We start from the raw sequence: 14,898 nt of genomic DNA on the forward strand, positions 1-14,898 counted from the left end.
CTGGTCCGTGAGCATTAACCTGCCTGTTTTACGCGCATGTACCATTCCACAAGCCGCCGAACCTGTCGTTCGGTATAGCCGCGGCTGGTCATACGAGATACAAACTCGCTGTGCTTCTTTTCGGTTTCACCATCTTTTTTCGTACCGAAGGAAATTACCGGCAAAAGGTCCTCGACTTGCGAGAACATCCGCTTCTCGATCACCTCGCGAATTTTCTCATAGCTTGTCCAGGGCGGGTTCCTTCCACCATTGTTCGCCCGTGATCTCAGGCAGAACTTGACGATCTCGTTGCGGAAATCCTTCGGGTTGGCGATGCCTGCCGGCTTTTCGATCTTCGTCAGTTCCTGATTGAGCAGCTCGCGATCGAGAAGCTGTCCGGTATCCGGGTCCTTGAAGTCGACATCCTCTATCCAGGCGTCGGCATAGTCCACATACCGGTCGAAGAGGTTCTGCCCGTAATCCGAATAGGATTCCAGATACGCCTTCTGGATCTCGTTGCCGATAAACTCGGCGTAGCGGGGCGCCAGATCCGCCTTGATGAACTCGATATAGCGTTTCTCGGTTTCCTCGGAGAACTGTTCCCTGCGTATGGCCTGTTCCAGGACATACATCAGATGGACCGGATCTGCGCCGAGATCGGTCGTGTCGTGGTTGAAGGTCGAGGCAAGCACCTTGAAGGCGAAGCGGGTCGAAATGCCGTCCATCCCTTCATCGACGCCCGCAGCATCGCGATATTCCTGCACACTGCGGGCCCTCGGGTCGGTTTCCTTCAGGCTCTCGCCGTCATAGGCCCGCATTTTGGAAAACGCCGTCGAATTCTCGTGCTTGCGCAGGCGCGAGAGGACGGAAAAACGCGCCAGCATTTCCAGCGTCGCCGGAGCGCAAGGGGCAGCCGCCAGTTCCGAGCTCTCGATAAGCTTTTCGTAGATCTTCTGTTCCTCGGTCACGCGCAGGCAATAGGGCACCTTGATGACGCAGATGCGGTCGATGAAGGCCTCGTTGTTCTTGTTCGCCTTGAAGCCCTGCCATTCCGCTTCGTTCGAATGCGCCAGGATGACGCCCGAGAAGGGGAGGGCGCCGATATTCTCGGTGCCCATGTAATTTCCCTCCTGCGTCGCGGTCAGCAACGGATGCAGCATCTTGATTGGCGCCTTGAACATCTCGACGAATTCGAGGATGCCCTGGTTCGCCCGGTTAAGGCCGCCCGAATAGCTATAGGCATCGGGGTCATTCTGCGAATAGTGCTCGAGCTTGCGGATATCGACTTTGCCGACCAGAGACGAGACGTCCTGGTTGTTTTCGTCGCCCGGCTCGGTTTTGGCGACCGCGATCTGCCGCAGCCTCGAGGGCTGGATCCGCACCACGCGGAACCGCGATATGTCGCCCCCGAACTCATCGAGCCGCTTCAGGCACCACGGGCTCATGATGCCGCTGAGGCGCCGCGTCGGAATGCCGTATTCTTCGAGCAGCAGCGGGCCCATGGCGGCCGGATCGAAGAGATTGAGCGGGCTTTCGAAGACCGGACTCATCTCTTCGCCCGCCTTCAGGACGTAGATGGGATTGGCCTCCATCAGCTGTTTCAGCCGCTCGGCAAGGGAGGATTTGCCGCCGCCGACGGGACCGAGCAGATAAAGGATCTGCTTGCGTTCCTCCAGACCCTGAGCCGCGTGCCGGAAGAAGGAGACGATCCGCTCGATCGTATCTTCCATGCCGTAGAATCCGGGGAAGGACGGATAGGTGCGGATGGTTCTGTTCGCGAAAATCCGGCCGAGGCGTGCGTCCTTCGCCGTGTCCACGATTTCAGGTTCTCCGATGGCCGCGAGCAGGCGCTCGGCGGCATTGGCATAGGCCATCGGATCCTTCTTGCATATAGACAGGTATTCTTCGATCGACATGTCGGCTTCGCGCCGCGCTTCGTAGTTGCGCGTGAATGCGTCCAACAAGGATTCACCTAGCATCGGCCCCTCCAGTCAGGATTGCGCCACAGCCCAATGCCGCAACCATAAGAGGTGATGCGGCAATTTCCGAGAATCATTATTATGAAGATAGTACAGAACCGGGCCGGTGTAATGGCAATGCACAAAAAAGTGCATCGATGGAAAAAAATTCAGTGCAGCTCAGATACCCCTGATGGTCTCTGACCGCATTCAGAGGGAATTCTTGGCCTCAAGACGTGACGTGCCGCGAGCTTGCAGAACCGGGCAGAACCGGATTGTGAAGCTCCCCTCAATTGACTAAAGCACTGAGAGTTGTGCCATGGGGGGAGACGCCATGCGTGTTATCGGCAAGATCGAAGAGTTACGCGGCCATCTTCGGCAGCTTGCGGCTTCAGGAAAAAGCGTCGGCTTCGTCCCGACCATGGGGTATCTGCATGCCGGCCATATGGAGCTCGTCGAACGGGCAAAAGCCGAATGCGACATTGTGGTGGTGTCGATCTTCGTCAATCCTCTGCAGTTCGGCGCCAATGAGGATCTCACCCGATATCCCCGCGACCTGCCGCGTGATAGTGGAATGCTTGAACGCGCCGGCGTGGACATCCTGTTCGCCCCTGGTGTGGAGGAGATGTATCCCCGTCCGATGAAGACGGTCGTAGACGTGCCGGAACTTGGGATCGAACTCGAAGGTGCGGTGCGGCCCGGACACTTCGCGGGCGTGGCGACGGTCGTCTGCAAGCTGTTCAACATCGTCCAGCCACAGGCCGCTTATTTCGGTGAGAAGGATTACCAGCAGGTCGTCATCATCAAACGAATGGTCGAAGACCTCGCGCTGCCGGTCCGTGTCGTCGCGGTTCCGACAGTGCGTGACAGCGACGGCTTGGCGCTATCGTCGCGCAATGTCTACCTGAGCGAGGCGGAGCGCCGCGCGGCCGTGATCGTGCCCCGGACGTTGGCCGAAGCGGAGCGACTGGTCGAGGATGGCTTGACCGATCCCATGGAACTGGAAGAGAAGCTGCGCGCTTTTCTGGCGCGCGAGCCTTTGGCGAGCGCCGAGGTCGTCGCGGTGAGGGATGCTACGACCCTGCGGCCCGTGACCTCCATCATCGAGCCCGTGGTGATCGCACTTTTCGTCCGCGTCGGGTCCACTCGACTGCTCGACAACAGGGTCATTCATCCGCGACAGGGCGAAACAGGGAGGACCGAGCGATGAGCGCTCCCACGCGCCCAAAACGCCTCACGCCCCGGCATATCCAGGCGATGAAAGGCAGCGATCCGATCGTTTGCCTGACCGCCTACACAACGCCGACGGCGCGTCTGCTCGACCCCCATTGCGATCTGCTGCTGGTCGGCGATTCACTGGGCATGGTTCTCTATGGGATGGAAACCACCGTCGGCGTCACCCTTGAAATGATGATTGCGCACGGTCAGGCCGTGATGCGGGGAGCGGGCAAGGCCTGCGTGGTCGTGGATATGCCCTTCGGCACCTATCAGGAATCCAAGGAGGTCGCTTTCAGAAACGTAGTGCGCGTACTCCAGGAGACGGGATGCGACGCGATCAAGCTCGAGGGTGGAGAGGAGATGGCCGAGACCATCGGCTTCCTGTCGGCTCGTGGCGTCCCCGTTCTCGGACATATCGGTTTGATGCCTCAGCAGGTGAACACGGCCGGCGGTTACCGTTCGGTTGGGCATTCTGAACAGGAAGGCGAAAAGCTGCGGCGCGATGCAAGCGCGGTTGGCGGCGCCGGCGCATTCGCGGTGGTCATCGAGGGAACCGTGGAGCCGCTCGCCCGCGAACTGACCGGGTTGATCGATGTTCCAACCATCGGGATCGGCGCGTCGTCCGCATGCGACGGCCAGATCCTGGTTTCGGACGATATGCTTGGGCTTTTCAATGAGTTCACGCCGCGCTTCGTCAAACGCTATGACGAGCTCGGCCAGAGAATTTCCAGGGCTGCCGAGGAATACGCGGCCGACGTCCGCTCCCGCCGGTTTCCCGGACCGGAACATACGTTCAAGCCTCGGTCCTGACTGGCGAAGACGCTATGCCGGCTCTCGATGTGTTCGCGCTGTCAATTCGCCGGTTGCCGGCTATAAAGGCGCTTGATTGCCACTGGAGATGTGACCCGCGTGACGGCTGGACTTGCCCTTGCTGAACTCATAGCCGTATTGATCGCAGCGACCCAGGGGGAGCCGAAGGTCATGACCGTGAGGCGGGGCGAGGCACTGCCGTCGGGACCGTTCGAGCTCGGCCACAGGAGCCTGCAGGCGGGCTTGAGGGAATGGGTGCAGGACCAGACGGGTCATCCCGTCGGCTACCTGGAGCAGCTCTATACATTTGCCGATCGCGACCGCACGCATGAAAGCGCCCGATGGCGGGCGATCTCGATCAGCTATCTCGGCCTTGTGCGCGAGCAGGCGGCACCGGGTGCCGGAAACCCCGGCTGGCATGGTTGGTACGAATATTTTCCCTGGGAGGACCATAGGAAGGGCAGGCCGGAAATCCTGTCGGAAATTGCCGACCGGCTGCAGAGATGGGCGGAGGCGGAACCATCCCGCCGAGAATATCGGAAGCGCCGGGTCGAGTTCACCTTCGGTCTTGAGGGCGCTCCCTGGAACGAGGAGCTTGTCCTCCATCGCTACGAACTGATGTACGAAGCAGGCTTGGTTGCCGAAGCGGCCCCGGGGTCCGGTTCGGCTGGCCGGGCGATGTTCGCAGATCATCGCCGCATCCTGGCAACCGGTATTGCCCGCCTGCGCGCCAAGATCAAATACCGGCCGGTCGTCTTCGAACTGATGCCGGAAAGCTTCACGCTCCTGCAACTGCAGCGCACCGTCGAGGCTCTGGCCGGGCTTACCTTGCACAAGCCGAACTTCCGCCGGCTGATCGATCAGCAGGAGCTCATCGAGGAAACCGGCGAGGTCACAAGCGAGACCGGCGGCCGGCCGGCCAAGCTGTTCCGCTATCGCCACGCGGTGCTGGAAGAGCGGGCGCTATCGGGATCGAAACTTCCTCTTTCACGCAGTTGACATAAACTCTGTTTGAGAATATCTATGCGCTCTCGATATACTCACTTGGAGTATAATAGGAGTCGCGCATGAACTCGTCGATTTCGGCATCCTCACTTTACGATCGCGTCAGCCGCGTCATCCCCAAGGCCGAGTGGATGGCCTATGAGGCCGATGTCGAGGCCATCTTGGACCTCAAGCGCCGCCGCAACGCGGTGATCCTCGCGCACAATTATCAGACGCCGGAAATCTTCCATGGCGTTGCGGATATCGTCGGCGACAGCCTGGCACTTGCCCGCAAGGCGATAGAGGTGGATGCCGAGGTCATCGTTCTCGCCGGCGTGCATTTCATGGCGGAGACCGCAAAGCTCCTGAACCCTAAAAAGACGGTGCTGATCCCGGACATGGAGGCGGGCTGTTCGCTGGCGGAATCGATAACGCCGGAGGACATCGCGCTCCTGAGGCAGGCCCATCCCGGCGTGCCGGTCGTCACCTATGTCAATACGTCGGCCGCGGTGAAGGCGGCATCCGACATTTGTTGCACATCGGGCAATGCAAAACAGGTGGTCGAATCGCTCGGCGTTCCGAAAGTGCTGATGATCCCCGACGAATATCTTGCTCGCAACGTTGCGCGGGAGACGAGCGTCGAAATCATCGCCTGGCATGGCCATTGCGAGGTGCATGAACTGTTCAGCGCTGAGGATGTTCGGGATTTGCGCGAGGCCTATCCGGGCGTGACGGTTCTTGCCCATCCCGAATGCCCGCCAGACGTGGTGGCCGAGGCGGACTTTGCCGGCTCCACGGCGGTCATGTCCGATTATGTCGGGCAAAAAAAGCCCGCCCGCGTCGTGTTGCTGACGGAATGCTCGATGAGCGACAATGTCGCGGTCCACCATCCGGATGTGGAATTCGTACGGCCCTGCAATCTCTGTCCGCACATGAAACGCATCACGCTCTCCAACATCCGCAAAGCGCTTGAGGAGAACCGGCACGAGGTGATCGTCGATCCGGCGGTCGCCGTCGCTGCGCGCCGCGCTGTCGAAAGGATGCTCGCCGTATGACCGAGCAGCTCGATCATCTCGCCGGCCGCGTCGCGGTCGTCGGGAGCGGACTGGCCGGTCTGATGACGGCGCTGACGCTCGCTCCGCGCCCGGTCGTGCTTGTCACCCGCGCTGGCCTCGGCGCCGGGACGTCGAGCGCCTGGGCGCAGGGCGGCATTGCCGCGAGTCTTGGTGCCGATGACAGCGTGGACCTGCATCTGGCCGACACGCTTGCCGCCGGTGACGGGCTTTGCGATCCGGCCGTTGCGGCATCGATCCTGAAGGAGGCACCTGCGGCTATTGCCCTGCTGGAGAAATTCGGTGTCGGCTTCGATAGGGCCGGCAAGGGTGCATTCATGCTCGGCCTGGAGGCGGCCCATTCCCGCCGCCGCATCGTCCATGCACAAGGCGATGCCTCCGGTGCGGCTATCGTCCGGGCTCTGGTGCAGGCTGTCCTGCACACGCCTTCAATTTCGATCCTGACGGACGTGGAGGTCCGTCGGCTGCTCATGGATGGTGACCATGTCGCGGGCCTGCTCTGCGCGACTTCGAGCGGTGCTGCGGTCCTCCCGGCATCGCAGGTCGTGCTGGCGACGGGCGGGTTGGGCGGCCTCTATGACGCAAGCACCAATCCAACCGGTAATTTTGGTCAGGGCATCATGCTGGCGGCAAGGGCGGGAGCCATGCTTGCCGACATGGAGTTCGTGCAGTTCCATCCGACCGCGCTCGATTCTCCGAGGCGGCCGTTGGCATTGGTGAGCGAGGCGGTCCGCGGCGAAGGCGCGGTCCTGCTCAACGAGAAGGGCGAGCGTTTCCTCGCTCGTGAGCCGGGTGCCGAGCTTGCTCCCAGAGATGTCGTGGCGCGCGCCATCGGCGCCGAGATCGCCCGCGGCGGCCGGGTGTTTCTGGATGCTCGCAAGGCGCTGGGCGCGAGGTTTTCAAGCCGCTTTCCGACGATCGACGGGTTTTGTCGTGAAGCGGGCGTCGATCCATCGCGAGAGTTTATCCCGGTCCGTCCCGCCGTCCATTACCATATGGGCGGGGTAGCGACGGATGCCGGCGGCCGAAGCTCGGTTCGCGGTCTTTGGGTCGTGGGGGAGGCGGCATGCACCGGCCTTCACGGCGCCAATCGTCTCGCCAGCAATTCGCTGCTCGAGGCCGCCGTCATGGGCATGCGCGCCGCACGCGATATCGCGGGTCTGCCACAGGAATCAGAAGGAGGCCTCCCATCGGAGCCTCTGCCGGCCTCGCCGGACCTTGCGGTCATCCGCCCCATTGTGTCACGGCATCTGGGCGTGCTGCGAAACGCCGCTTCCACTCGCGAAGCGATTGCCGGGCTCCTGCCGCTAGTGGAGTGTGAGGGGCCTTCGTCTGATCCGGCAATCGTCGCCTTGCTGATAAGTGTCTTTGCGGAACTCAGGCAGGAATCGCGCGGTGCACATGCGCGCACGGACTTTCCTCTCAAGCTCGCCAAGCCTCAGCGCCGCGTCATGCGGCTCACTGATGCGCTTGAAGCCGCCCACGACATCCTCTCCCACTCGATTGCCAGGAGCGCCTGACATGCTTCTCTCTCCTCTTCCCAAGCTCATTCTGGAGCAGCCGGTTCGCGCAGCCCTCATGGAGGACCTGGGGCTCGCCGGCGATATCACGTCAGCTACGGTCATCCCTGCGGATCACCGCTCGACGGTGGTGATGGCTGCCCGCAAGCCTGGGGTTATAGCCGGCCTCGATGCCGCTGAATTGGCCTTCCAGCTCATCGATCCGGCGATCGTGATGAGCCGCCATGTGCCGGACGGTGCAAGCGTGAAGGCCGGTGACGTCATCGCGACGATCGAAGGCCCTTCGCGAGGCTTGCTGACGGCGGAAAGGACCGCTCTCAATTTTATGGGTCATCTATCCGGCATCGCCACAGTCACGGCGGAGATCGTGGCTGCAATCAGCGGGACGAGGGCATCGGTGGTCTGCACCCGCAAGACGACACCGGGACTTCGTGCTCTCGAGAAATATGCGGTTCGCGCCGGTGGCGGCATGAACCATCGTTTCGCGCTTCATGATGCAGTGTTGATAAAGGACAACCACGTTGCGATTGCCGGCGGTGTCGCCGAGGCGATCCGGCGCGCGAAAGCCGGGGCTGGCCACATGGTCAAGATCGAGGTGGAAGTCGACACGCTCGAACAGCTGCGCCACGCCATGGATATCGGCGTCGATGCCGTGCTGCTGGACAACATGACGCCGGAGGAGTTGCGCGAAGCGGTCGCGATCGTCAAAGGACGGGCCATTACGGAAGCTTCGGGTGGCATCACCCCTTCGAGCGCAGCCTCAATCGCCGGGGCGGGTGTGGACCTTCTATCGATCGGCTGGATAACCCATAGCGCGCCGACACTCGATATCGGGCTTGATTTTGTTTCCCCATAAAGCGTCGTTGAAGCTTTCTGCCGGCTCCTGTATCGGTTAGCTGCCTTTGCCGGACCGGCTGGCCGCAGATATCCAAATGGAACTTCGATAGTCGATGCTTACAAAAAAGGGCAAATACGGGCTCAAGGCGCTCATCCACCTGGCACAGCTCGAACCTGGCAAGACCGCCTTCATCAGCGAGATTGCCGAACAGAACAACATTTCGAAGAAGTTTCTCGATGCAATCCTTCTCGAGCTGCGCAAAGGTGGCATTCTGCGCTCCAAGAAAGGGCCTGGCGGCGGATATGCGTTGTCAAAGCCCGCATCGCAGATCTATGTCGGCCAGGCGGTGCGCATCCTTGACGGTCCGCTGGCGCCGATCCGTTGTGCCAGCAAGACCGCCTTCGAGCCCTGCGATGATTGCGATCATCCCGAAGATTGTCAGATCAGGCACTCCATGACGGACGTGCGCGACGCGATCGCATCCATCCTCGACAACATGACGCTGGAACAGATGGTCGCCAAGCGTTCGAGCGGCCTGCTCGACGGTGACGAGATCCGCGCTGGCGGCAAATAGCGTTTCAGAATTGCCCGTTGGGCAGGGGAACATTGCCGTTCAGATGGAAATCCCCGATTGCGTGGTGTTTCCAGCGGACCGGATCGTGAACGGTATGGGTGCGGGCATTCCGCCAGTGCCGGTCGAGATTGAGGCTCTCCTTCGTGGAGGAGGTGCCCGCAAGCTCGAAGAGGCCGTTGGTTGCCTCGAGTGCGGCTTCCGTCGTGAGGATCTTTGCCGCCGCGACAGCGAGTGAAGCCTCCACGGCCGCTTCCGGCGAGGGACTGATCTGTGCCGCGTCCACCTTGCGACCCGACCGCTCCAGAACCGCGGTCGCGGCTTCGATCTTAACGGCGATCGAACCCGCCCGGGCTATGGTCAAGGGGTCTTCGCTCGCCGTTTCAATTCCGATATTGCGGTTTCCGCGGGACTTTCCGCGAACGAAGCCGATCATGTCGGTAAAGGCGGCGCGCGCGATGCCGAGATCGACCGCGGCATGCAGGAGCTGTCCGAGGGAACCGAGTGGCGCATGCCGCTCCAGGCTGCTGTGATAGCCGATGACCGAGTCGGCCGGGACATACACATTCTTCAAGAGAACCGTACCGCTTGCGGTGGTCCTTTGCCCGAACCCGTCCCAATCGTCGGTGATTGTCAATCCGTCCGTCCGGCGCGATACGATGCCCATCGCCAGCCTGCCCTGATGGTCTTTGCCGAAGATCGCGATCCAGTCGGCGAAAAGGGCGCCGGTCGAGTAGTATTTGCGGCCGGTGATGCGATAGCCCATGCCATCCGGCACGAACCGCGTCTCGATATCTCCCGCTACGCCCGTTCCGGCTTCCGCGAGTGCATTGGCGAAGTGCTCGCCGGCAAGGGCGCGGGTGAAGAAATATTTCTTCTGCTCTTCGGTTCCGCTCAGCCGAAGCGCTTCGAGGATGTAGAAATGGCTCTGAGGGATCTGGCCGATGGAGCCGTCCGCCTCGGCCAGGATCGCGATCACCTCGGCCAGGAAAGCGTTTGAGATATCCGCGCCGCCATATTCGGATGGAACGGTGGTCCCCAGGAGACCCGATTGGGCTATAAGCTCCATCTCATCATAGGGAAGTATGCGTTCGCGATCGCGATGACTTGAACCTTCGGCAAGCCGGGCGGCCAGCGCGCTCGCCACCTCGATGGCTTCGTCTTCCGTCGCAAGATATGGAGCGACTGCCCTGATCTTTCCCGCCAAATGGAAAACCCTGCTCATTGCTCTACTCCCCGATCAAGCCCGTCATTGAGCCATGCGGCAGAGGCCGCGAGAAGAAATAAATCTTCAATTGCGCGACCGATGGCGACTAATCTTGCCCCGAGTAGGCTGCGGTAGAGAGAAGTCGCCCTAGTCTTCCAGATTGCGGTACTGGCCGTGGCTGTAAATCAGGGGTGAGCCGCCTCTCAGGGAAATCGCGATCACGCGCCCGATGATGATGGCATGGCTATGCCGCTCGATGATTTCCTCGACGTCGCAATCGATAGCGGCCAGGGAGCCGATCAGGGCGGGAGCCCCGGTCGCCAGCGTGGTCCATTCGGCGCTCGCGTAACGTTCCTTACCCTTTACGCCGCCCTTGCCTGCGAAGCGGTCGGCGACGGCCTGATGTTCCGCGGTGAGGATGTTCACGCAAAAATGGCGATGCCTTTCGATGACCGGCCAGGTGGAGGAGGAGCGATTGATGTTGACGATCATCGTCGGCGGCTCCACCGACAAAGCCGTGGCGGAGGTCACGGTGGCTCCCGTCCGATCATCTTCTCCCCCGGCGGTAACGACCGATACGGTTCCTGCGACATGGCGCATTGCCGCCTTGAGGGCGTCGGGCGCGAGGCTCTCCCGAGCAAGGGAGGGTGCGATCGATAATCTTCCTGCCAAATCCACGGCAATTCCTCCAGCAAATGAGGGGGAGCAATCTGCTCCTTCCTTGATGTCCGTCGAACGCTAAAGTCTATTAAATAAGTAGACAAACAAGATAATGATAAAGATCCCGGTTGCCGTAGAAGGTTTTTCCGCGACACGGGGCTGTTTGAGGAGAAAAGGTGAAACGCTTGCCAGGGCGTGGCGGGCGCCAAATCATGGCGGCGGGTGCGGGTTCGCGACGGCTTCAAGACGTGAAAATGTCGCGCCGCTGCGGATAGGAGTCATATGCGGCCAGCCGTTTGAAGGCCGTGCTCATTGGAAAACCAGGAGTGGCAAGTGGGCGCGACTTGGAAAATGATTTCCCTCTTCTTTCTCACAATCGGAAATATCTCCCTTCATTATCTACTAAATTAATAGACAAATAAGGTCATGATCAACCCGCCTCCGCGAGGTCATGATGTACGCAGTCAGCCTTCTCGACAAAAGCCCTATTCCCACGGGGGAGGGCGCCGTTGCCGCTCTTACCCATACGGTTAATCTTGCCAAGCGGGCCGAGGAGCTGGGGTATCGCCGGTTCTGGGTGGCGGAGCATCATGGCAGCACGGAGCTGGCGAGTTCCGCCCCGGAAGTTCTGATCTCCTGGATACTCGCCAATACCTCCCGTATCCGGGTTGGCTCGGGCGGAGTGATGCTGCAGCATTACAGCCCCTATAAGGTGGCGGAGGTCTTCAACCTCCTATCGTCGCTGGCGCCCGGTCGCGTCGATCTCGGTATCGGGAAGACCCCTGGCGGACTGCCAAAATCCACCGCCGCTCTGCAGGCCTATCGCACCGCCCGGCCGGAATTCGAAGCGCAGTTGGCCGATCTGACCGCATTTCTTGACGATGCCGTCGCAAGCCACTTGGACGACACCGTGCCGCTTGCAGGCCCAAAGCCCCCGGTGACGGCAGAGCGTCTCCTGCTTGGGGCAAGTCCGGACAGCGCGCGCCTTGCCGCGGCGCGGGGATGGAGTTTCGTTTTCGCGGGGCATCTCAACGGAGATCCGGAAAACCTTCGCATCAGCCTCGAAACCTTCCGAAGCGAAAGCGGCGGCAAGTCGGCCATTCTGGCCCTTGCGGCTTTCGCATCCGAAAACGCCGCACATGCCGCAGCACGGATCGGGGAGCTGAAGGTCTTCAAGGTCTTCCTGGACAACGGCCAGTCGGTGAGTCTTGGGCGCCGAGAACAGGCGGAGGAGTTCGCCAGACAGGCCGGCGCGAAGGAATACCGCATCGAGGAACGCAAGCCGAGCGTGCTGCACGGCACGCCGGCGAGCATTCACGAGGAGCTTTCACGCCTTTCGCAACTCCACGGCATCGAGGAGTTCGTTCTGGAGCCGCCCGCGGTGAGCGCTGACGAGCGACTAGCCTGCATCGAGCTTCTGGCGCGCAAGCCGCTTTCCGCAGCCGCATGATCTTTAAGGAGATATGAGATGAGCAAGAAGGTCCGTTTCGGTATCATGCTGCAGGGCGCGGGAGGGCATATGAATGCCTGGCGCCATCCGTCGAGCCCGGTGGATGCCAGCGTCAATCTGGAATTCTTCAAAAATACGGCATTGAAGGCGGAAGCCGCCGGCATCGCCTTCGCTTTCGTGGCGGACGGTCTCTACATCAATGAAAAATCGATCCCGCATTTCCTCAACAGGTTCGAACCGCTGACGGTGCTTTCGGCGTTGGCGACGGCCACCTCCAAGATCGGCCTCGCAGGCACCGTCTCCACTTCCTACAGCGATCCCTTCACCGTTGCCCGGCAGTTTGCCTCGCTCGATCTCCTGAGCGGCGGTCGCGCGGGCTGGAACGCGGTGACGACGCCGCTTGAAGGAACGGCGAGGAATTACAGCCGCCCGCATCCCGAACATGCGCTGCGCTACGAGATGGCGCATGAATATCTGGAGGTCGTCAAGGGCCTCTGGGACAGTTGGGATGATAGCGCCTTCGTGCGGAACCGCGAAACCGGCAAGTTCTTCGATCGCGAAAAGCTGCACAGGCTGGACCATAAGGGGCGGTTCTTCCAGGTGGAGGGACCGCTCAACATCCAGCGCTCGCCGCAGGGGCAGCCGGTTATCTTCCAGGCGGGCTCCTCAGATGCCGGCATCGGCCTGGCCGGCAGGCATGCGGACGCGGTCTTCACCCATGCGGTATCGCTGGAGGACAACCAGACTTTCTCACGCCGGGTGAAACAGGCGGCGGTCGCGCAAGGCCGCTCGGCGGACGACGTGAAGATATTCCCGGGCATCGGCCCCATCGTGGGAAAGACACGAGCGGAAGCTGAGGAGAAATACCGGATCATTCGCGACCTGATCTCGATCGAGGATGCGCTCGCCTATCTCGGGCGCTTCTTCGACCATCACGATTTCAGCGTCTATCCGCTGGACGAGCCTTTTCCGGACCTTGGCGAGATCGGCAAGAACAGCTTCCGCTCGACGACGGATCGGATCAAGCAGATCGCGAAGGAGAAGAACCAGACGCTGCGTCAGGTGGCGCTTGAGGCCGCAACCCCGCGTGAAGGCTTCGTCGGTGCAGCGGATGCGATTGCCGGCAAGATCATCGACTGGGTCGAAAACGATGCGGCGGACGGGTTCATCCTCGGTTTCCCGGTGATCGCGGAAGGCCTGGACGACTTCATCCGTCTGGTGGTCCCCATTCTTCAGGAGCGCGGTTATTTCGATCCGCATCTCGAAGGAAAGACGCTTCGAGACCATCTCGGACTGCCCTACCGCGAGAGCGTTTACGCGGCCGGGTCGCGGGAGACGGAAAAAGCACGGGCTTGAACAACTGAAAAGGGTGAAGCGGCCGCAAGCCGAACGCGCGGCGGCAAGACCCGGAAAGCAGAAGATCATGAACATCCATATAGACGGCGCGCGTCATCGCGACGACGCCGAACGGACGATCCTTGCCTCGATCGACGAATTCGTGGCGATCCGCAGGGACCTGCATCAGTATCCGGAGCTCTCCTTCCATGAGCGGCGGACTTCCGAAGTCGTGGCCAAATACCTCCTCTCCTACGGCTACGAGGTGACGGAGGGAGTAGGTGGCTATGGGGTGGTCGCCACGCTCAGGCGGGGGAAAGGCGGCAGGCGCATTGGTATCCGGGCGGATATCGATGCGCTGCCGGTCGACGAGGCAACCGAACTTGCCTATTCGAGCCGCAATCCCGGCGTGATGCACGCCTGCGGCCATGATGGCCACACGACGATCCTGCTCGCGGCCGCGCGCTATCTTGCCGAGCATGGAAAGTTCTCCGGCACGTTGACGCTGATCTTCCAGCCGGCCGAAGAGGTTGGGGCGGGCGCCCGCAAGATGATCGAGGACCGGTTGTTCGAGCGGTTCCCGGTGGACGCTGTCTTCGGTCTCCACAATTGGCCGGGTGTGACCGCCGGGCAATTCGGCTTCGTGGAAGGCCCGGCCATGGCCTCGGTCGATCAGGCGTTGATCCGCATCGTCGGCAAGGGCGGGCATGGTGCGGCACCTCACGAGGCGGTCGATCCCGTGCTCGCCTCGGCATCGTTCATCACCGCGCTGCAGAGCATCGTCGCCCGCAATGTCGATCCCTTGGAAATGGCGGTGCTGACGGTCGGCTCGATCCATGGCGGCTCGGCCTCCAATGTCATTCCCGAAAGCGTCGAGCTGAAGCTGACGGCAAGGGCCTATTCGCCGGAGGTCCGCGACAGGCTCGAACAGCGTGTGCCGGTTCTGGCGCAGGCGCAGGCGGAAAGCTTCGGCGCCCAGGCAGAGGTGAATTACCGCCGGGGTTTTCCGGCAGTCGTCAATCATGTCGAGGAAACCCGTTTTGCGCGCAGCGTGGCGGAATCGAATTTCCCTCCTGAGCAGGTTGCCAAGGACTTCCGCCCGCGGACAGCCAGTGAGGATTTCGCCTACATGCTGCAGGCACGGCCGGGGTCCTACCTCTTCGTGGGCAATGGCGACAGCGCGCCTCTCCACAGTCCTCAATACGATTTCAACGACGAGATCATTGCGCCGGCCGCACGGCTCTGGGTGCGGCTTGCCGAAGCCTTCCTGTCCTGACCAGCCGATGAAGAGGAGC

Annotated in this window: 13 protein-coding genes; 10 read left to right on the forward strand and 3 right to left on the reverse strand. The window is 61.3% G+C overall.

Annotated features, from left to right (window positions below):
• Positions 1 to 14 precede the first annotated feature (14 nt).
• Complete coding sequence (locus ACE04I_RS06725; protein WP_046796521.1) at positions 15 to 1,958, reverse strand: PrkA family serine protein kinase; 1,944 nt, start codon at positions 1,956 to 1,958, stop codon at positions 15 to 17.
• A gap of 313 nt (positions 1,959 to 2,271) precedes the next feature.
• Here ACE04I_RS06725 and panC point away from each other — a divergent pair, with 313 nt between their 5' ends.
• The 7 genes from panC to ACE04I_RS06760 all read left to right on the forward strand — a co-directional run bounded on the left by panC (position 2,272) and on the right by ACE04I_RS06760 (position 8,954).
• Positions 2,272 to 3,147: a pantoate--beta-alanine ligase gene (gene panC, locus ACE04I_RS06730; RefSeq protein ID WP_487206791.1), complete on the forward strand. Its 876-nt coding sequence runs from the start codon at positions 2,272 to 2,274 to the stop codon at positions 3,145 to 3,147.
• Positions 3,144 to 3,965 carry a 3-methyl-2-oxobutanoate hydroxymethyltransferase gene (panB, locus tag ACE04I_RS06735; protein WP_487206792.1) on the forward strand — a complete coding sequence of 274 codons (822 nt, stop codon included), beginning with the start codon at positions 3,144 to 3,146 and terminating at the stop codon, positions 3,963 to 3,965. The genes panC and panB overlap by 4 nt, the downstream gene beginning before the upstream one ends.
• A gap of 99 nt (positions 3,966 to 4,064) precedes the next feature.
• The gene (locus ACE04I_RS06740) at positions 4,065 to 4,964 is read left to right on the forward strand and encodes an NUDIX hydrolase (protein ID WP_046796524.1); all 900 of its coding nucleotides are present in this window, start codon (positions 4,065 to 4,067) and stop codon (positions 4,962 to 4,964) included.
• Between the two features lie 68 nt (positions 4,965 to 5,032).
• Complete coding sequence (gene nadA / locus ACE04I_RS06745; protein WP_487206793.1) at positions 5,033 to 6,004, forward strand: quinolinate synthase NadA; 972 nt, start codon at positions 5,033 to 5,035, stop codon at positions 6,002 to 6,004.
• On the forward strand, positions 6,001 to 7,542 hold the full coding sequence (locus tag ACE04I_RS06750) for an L-aspartate oxidase (RefSeq protein WP_487206794.1): 1,542 nt from the start codon (positions 6,001 to 6,003) through the stop codon (positions 7,540 to 7,542). Before nadA ends, ACE04I_RS06750 begins: the two co-directional genes overlap by 4 nt.
• 1 nt (position 7,543) lies before the next feature.
• A complete protein-coding gene (gene nadC / locus ACE04I_RS06755; RefSeq protein ID WP_487206795.1) occupies positions 7,544 to 8,398 on the forward strand; it encodes a carboxylating nicotinate-nucleotide diphosphorylase in 855 nt (284 codons plus the stop codon).
• A 94-nt stretch (positions 8,399 to 8,492) separates the two neighbouring features.
• Positions 8,493 to 8,954, forward strand: coding sequence for an RrF2 family transcriptional regulator (locus ACE04I_RS06760; protein ID WP_046796528.1), 462 nt, complete (start codon positions 8,493 to 8,495; stop codon positions 8,952 to 8,954).
• A gap of 4 nt (positions 8,955 to 8,958) precedes the next feature.
• Here the strand turns inward: ACE04I_RS06760 and ACE04I_RS06765 are convergent, their stop codons facing one another.
• Positions 8,959 to 10,176: an SfnB family sulfur acquisition oxidoreductase gene (locus ACE04I_RS06765; protein WP_487206796.1), complete on the reverse strand. Its 1,218-nt coding sequence runs from the start codon at positions 10,174 to 10,176 to the stop codon at positions 8,959 to 8,961.
• A gap of 129 nt (positions 10,177 to 10,305) precedes the next feature.
• Positions 10,306 to 10,836: a flavin reductase family protein gene (locus ACE04I_RS06770; protein ID WP_046796530.1), complete on the reverse strand. Its 531-nt coding sequence runs from the start codon at positions 10,834 to 10,836 to the stop codon at positions 10,306 to 10,308.
• 433 nt (positions 10,837 to 11,269) lie between these two features.
• Between ACE04I_RS06770 and ACE04I_RS06775 the strand changes: the two genes are divergently transcribed.
• The 3 genes from ACE04I_RS06775 to ACE04I_RS06785 all read left to right on the forward strand — a co-directional run bounded on the left by ACE04I_RS06775 (position 11,270) and on the right by ACE04I_RS06785 (position 14,879).
• Positions 11,270 to 12,268, forward strand: coding sequence for an MsnO8 family LLM class oxidoreductase (locus ACE04I_RS06775; protein WP_046796531.1), 999 nt, complete (start codon positions 11,270 to 11,272; stop codon positions 12,266 to 12,268).
• An 18-nt stretch (positions 12,269 to 12,286) separates the two neighbouring features.
• Complete coding sequence (locus ACE04I_RS06780; protein WP_046796532.1) at positions 12,287 to 13,624, forward strand: LLM class flavin-dependent oxidoreductase; 1,338 nt, start codon at positions 12,287 to 12,289, stop codon at positions 13,622 to 13,624.
• A 67-nt stretch (positions 13,625 to 13,691) separates the two neighbouring features.
• On the forward strand, positions 13,692 to 14,879 hold the full coding sequence (locus tag ACE04I_RS06785) for a M20 aminoacylase family protein (RefSeq protein ID WP_046796638.1): 1,188 nt from the start codon (positions 13,692 to 13,694) through the stop codon (positions 14,877 to 14,879).
• Positions 14,880 to 14,898: the final 19 nt, after the last annotated feature.

Source organism: Rhizobium moroccans, assembly GCF_057559155.1.

What these genes read in the sequence shown, in the direction of transcription:
- nadA (WP_487206793.1), top strand. Translation starts at nt 5,033, where the DNA reads ATGAACTCGTCGATTTCGGCATCCTCACTTTACGATCGCGTCAGCCGC.
- panB (WP_487206792.1), top strand. Translation starts at nt 3,144, where the DNA reads ATGAGCGCTCCCACGCGCCCAAAACGCCTCACGCCCCGGCATATCCAG.
- ACE04I_RS06785 (WP_046796638.1), top strand. Translation starts at nt 13,692, where the DNA reads ATGAACATCCATATAGACGGCGCGCGTCATCGCGACGACGCCGAACGG.
- panC (WP_487206791.1), top strand. Translation starts at nt 2,272, where the DNA reads ATGCGTGTTATCGGCAAGATCGAAGAGTTACGCGGCCATCTTCGGCAG.
- ACE04I_RS06760 (WP_046796528.1), top strand. Translation starts at nt 8,493, where the DNA reads ATGCTTACAAAAAAGGGCAAATACGGGCTCAAGGCGCTCATCCACCTG.
- nadC (WP_487206795.1), top strand. Translation starts at nt 7,544, where the DNA reads ATGCTTCTCTCTCCTCTTCCCAAGCTCATTCTGGAGCAGCCGGTTCGC.
- ACE04I_RS06725 (WP_046796521.1), bottom strand. Translation starts at nt 1,958, where the DNA reads ATGCTAGGTGAATCCTTGTTGGACGCATTCACGCGCAACTACGAAGCG.
- ACE04I_RS06750 (WP_487206794.1), top strand. Translation starts at nt 6,001, where the DNA reads ATGACCGAGCAGCTCGATCATCTCGCCGGCCGCGTCGCGGTCGTCGGG.
- ACE04I_RS06765 (WP_487206796.1), bottom strand. Translation starts at nt 10,176, where the DNA reads ATGAGCAGGGTTTTCCATTTGGCGGGAAAGATCAGGGCAGTCGCTCCA.
- ACE04I_RS06775 (WP_046796531.1), top strand. Translation starts at nt 11,270, where the DNA reads ATGATGTACGCAGTCAGCCTTCTCGACAAAAGCCCTATTCCCACGGGG.
- ACE04I_RS06780 (WP_046796532.1), top strand. Translation starts at nt 12,287, where the DNA reads ATGAGCAAGAAGGTCCGTTTCGGTATCATGCTGCAGGGCGCGGGAGGG.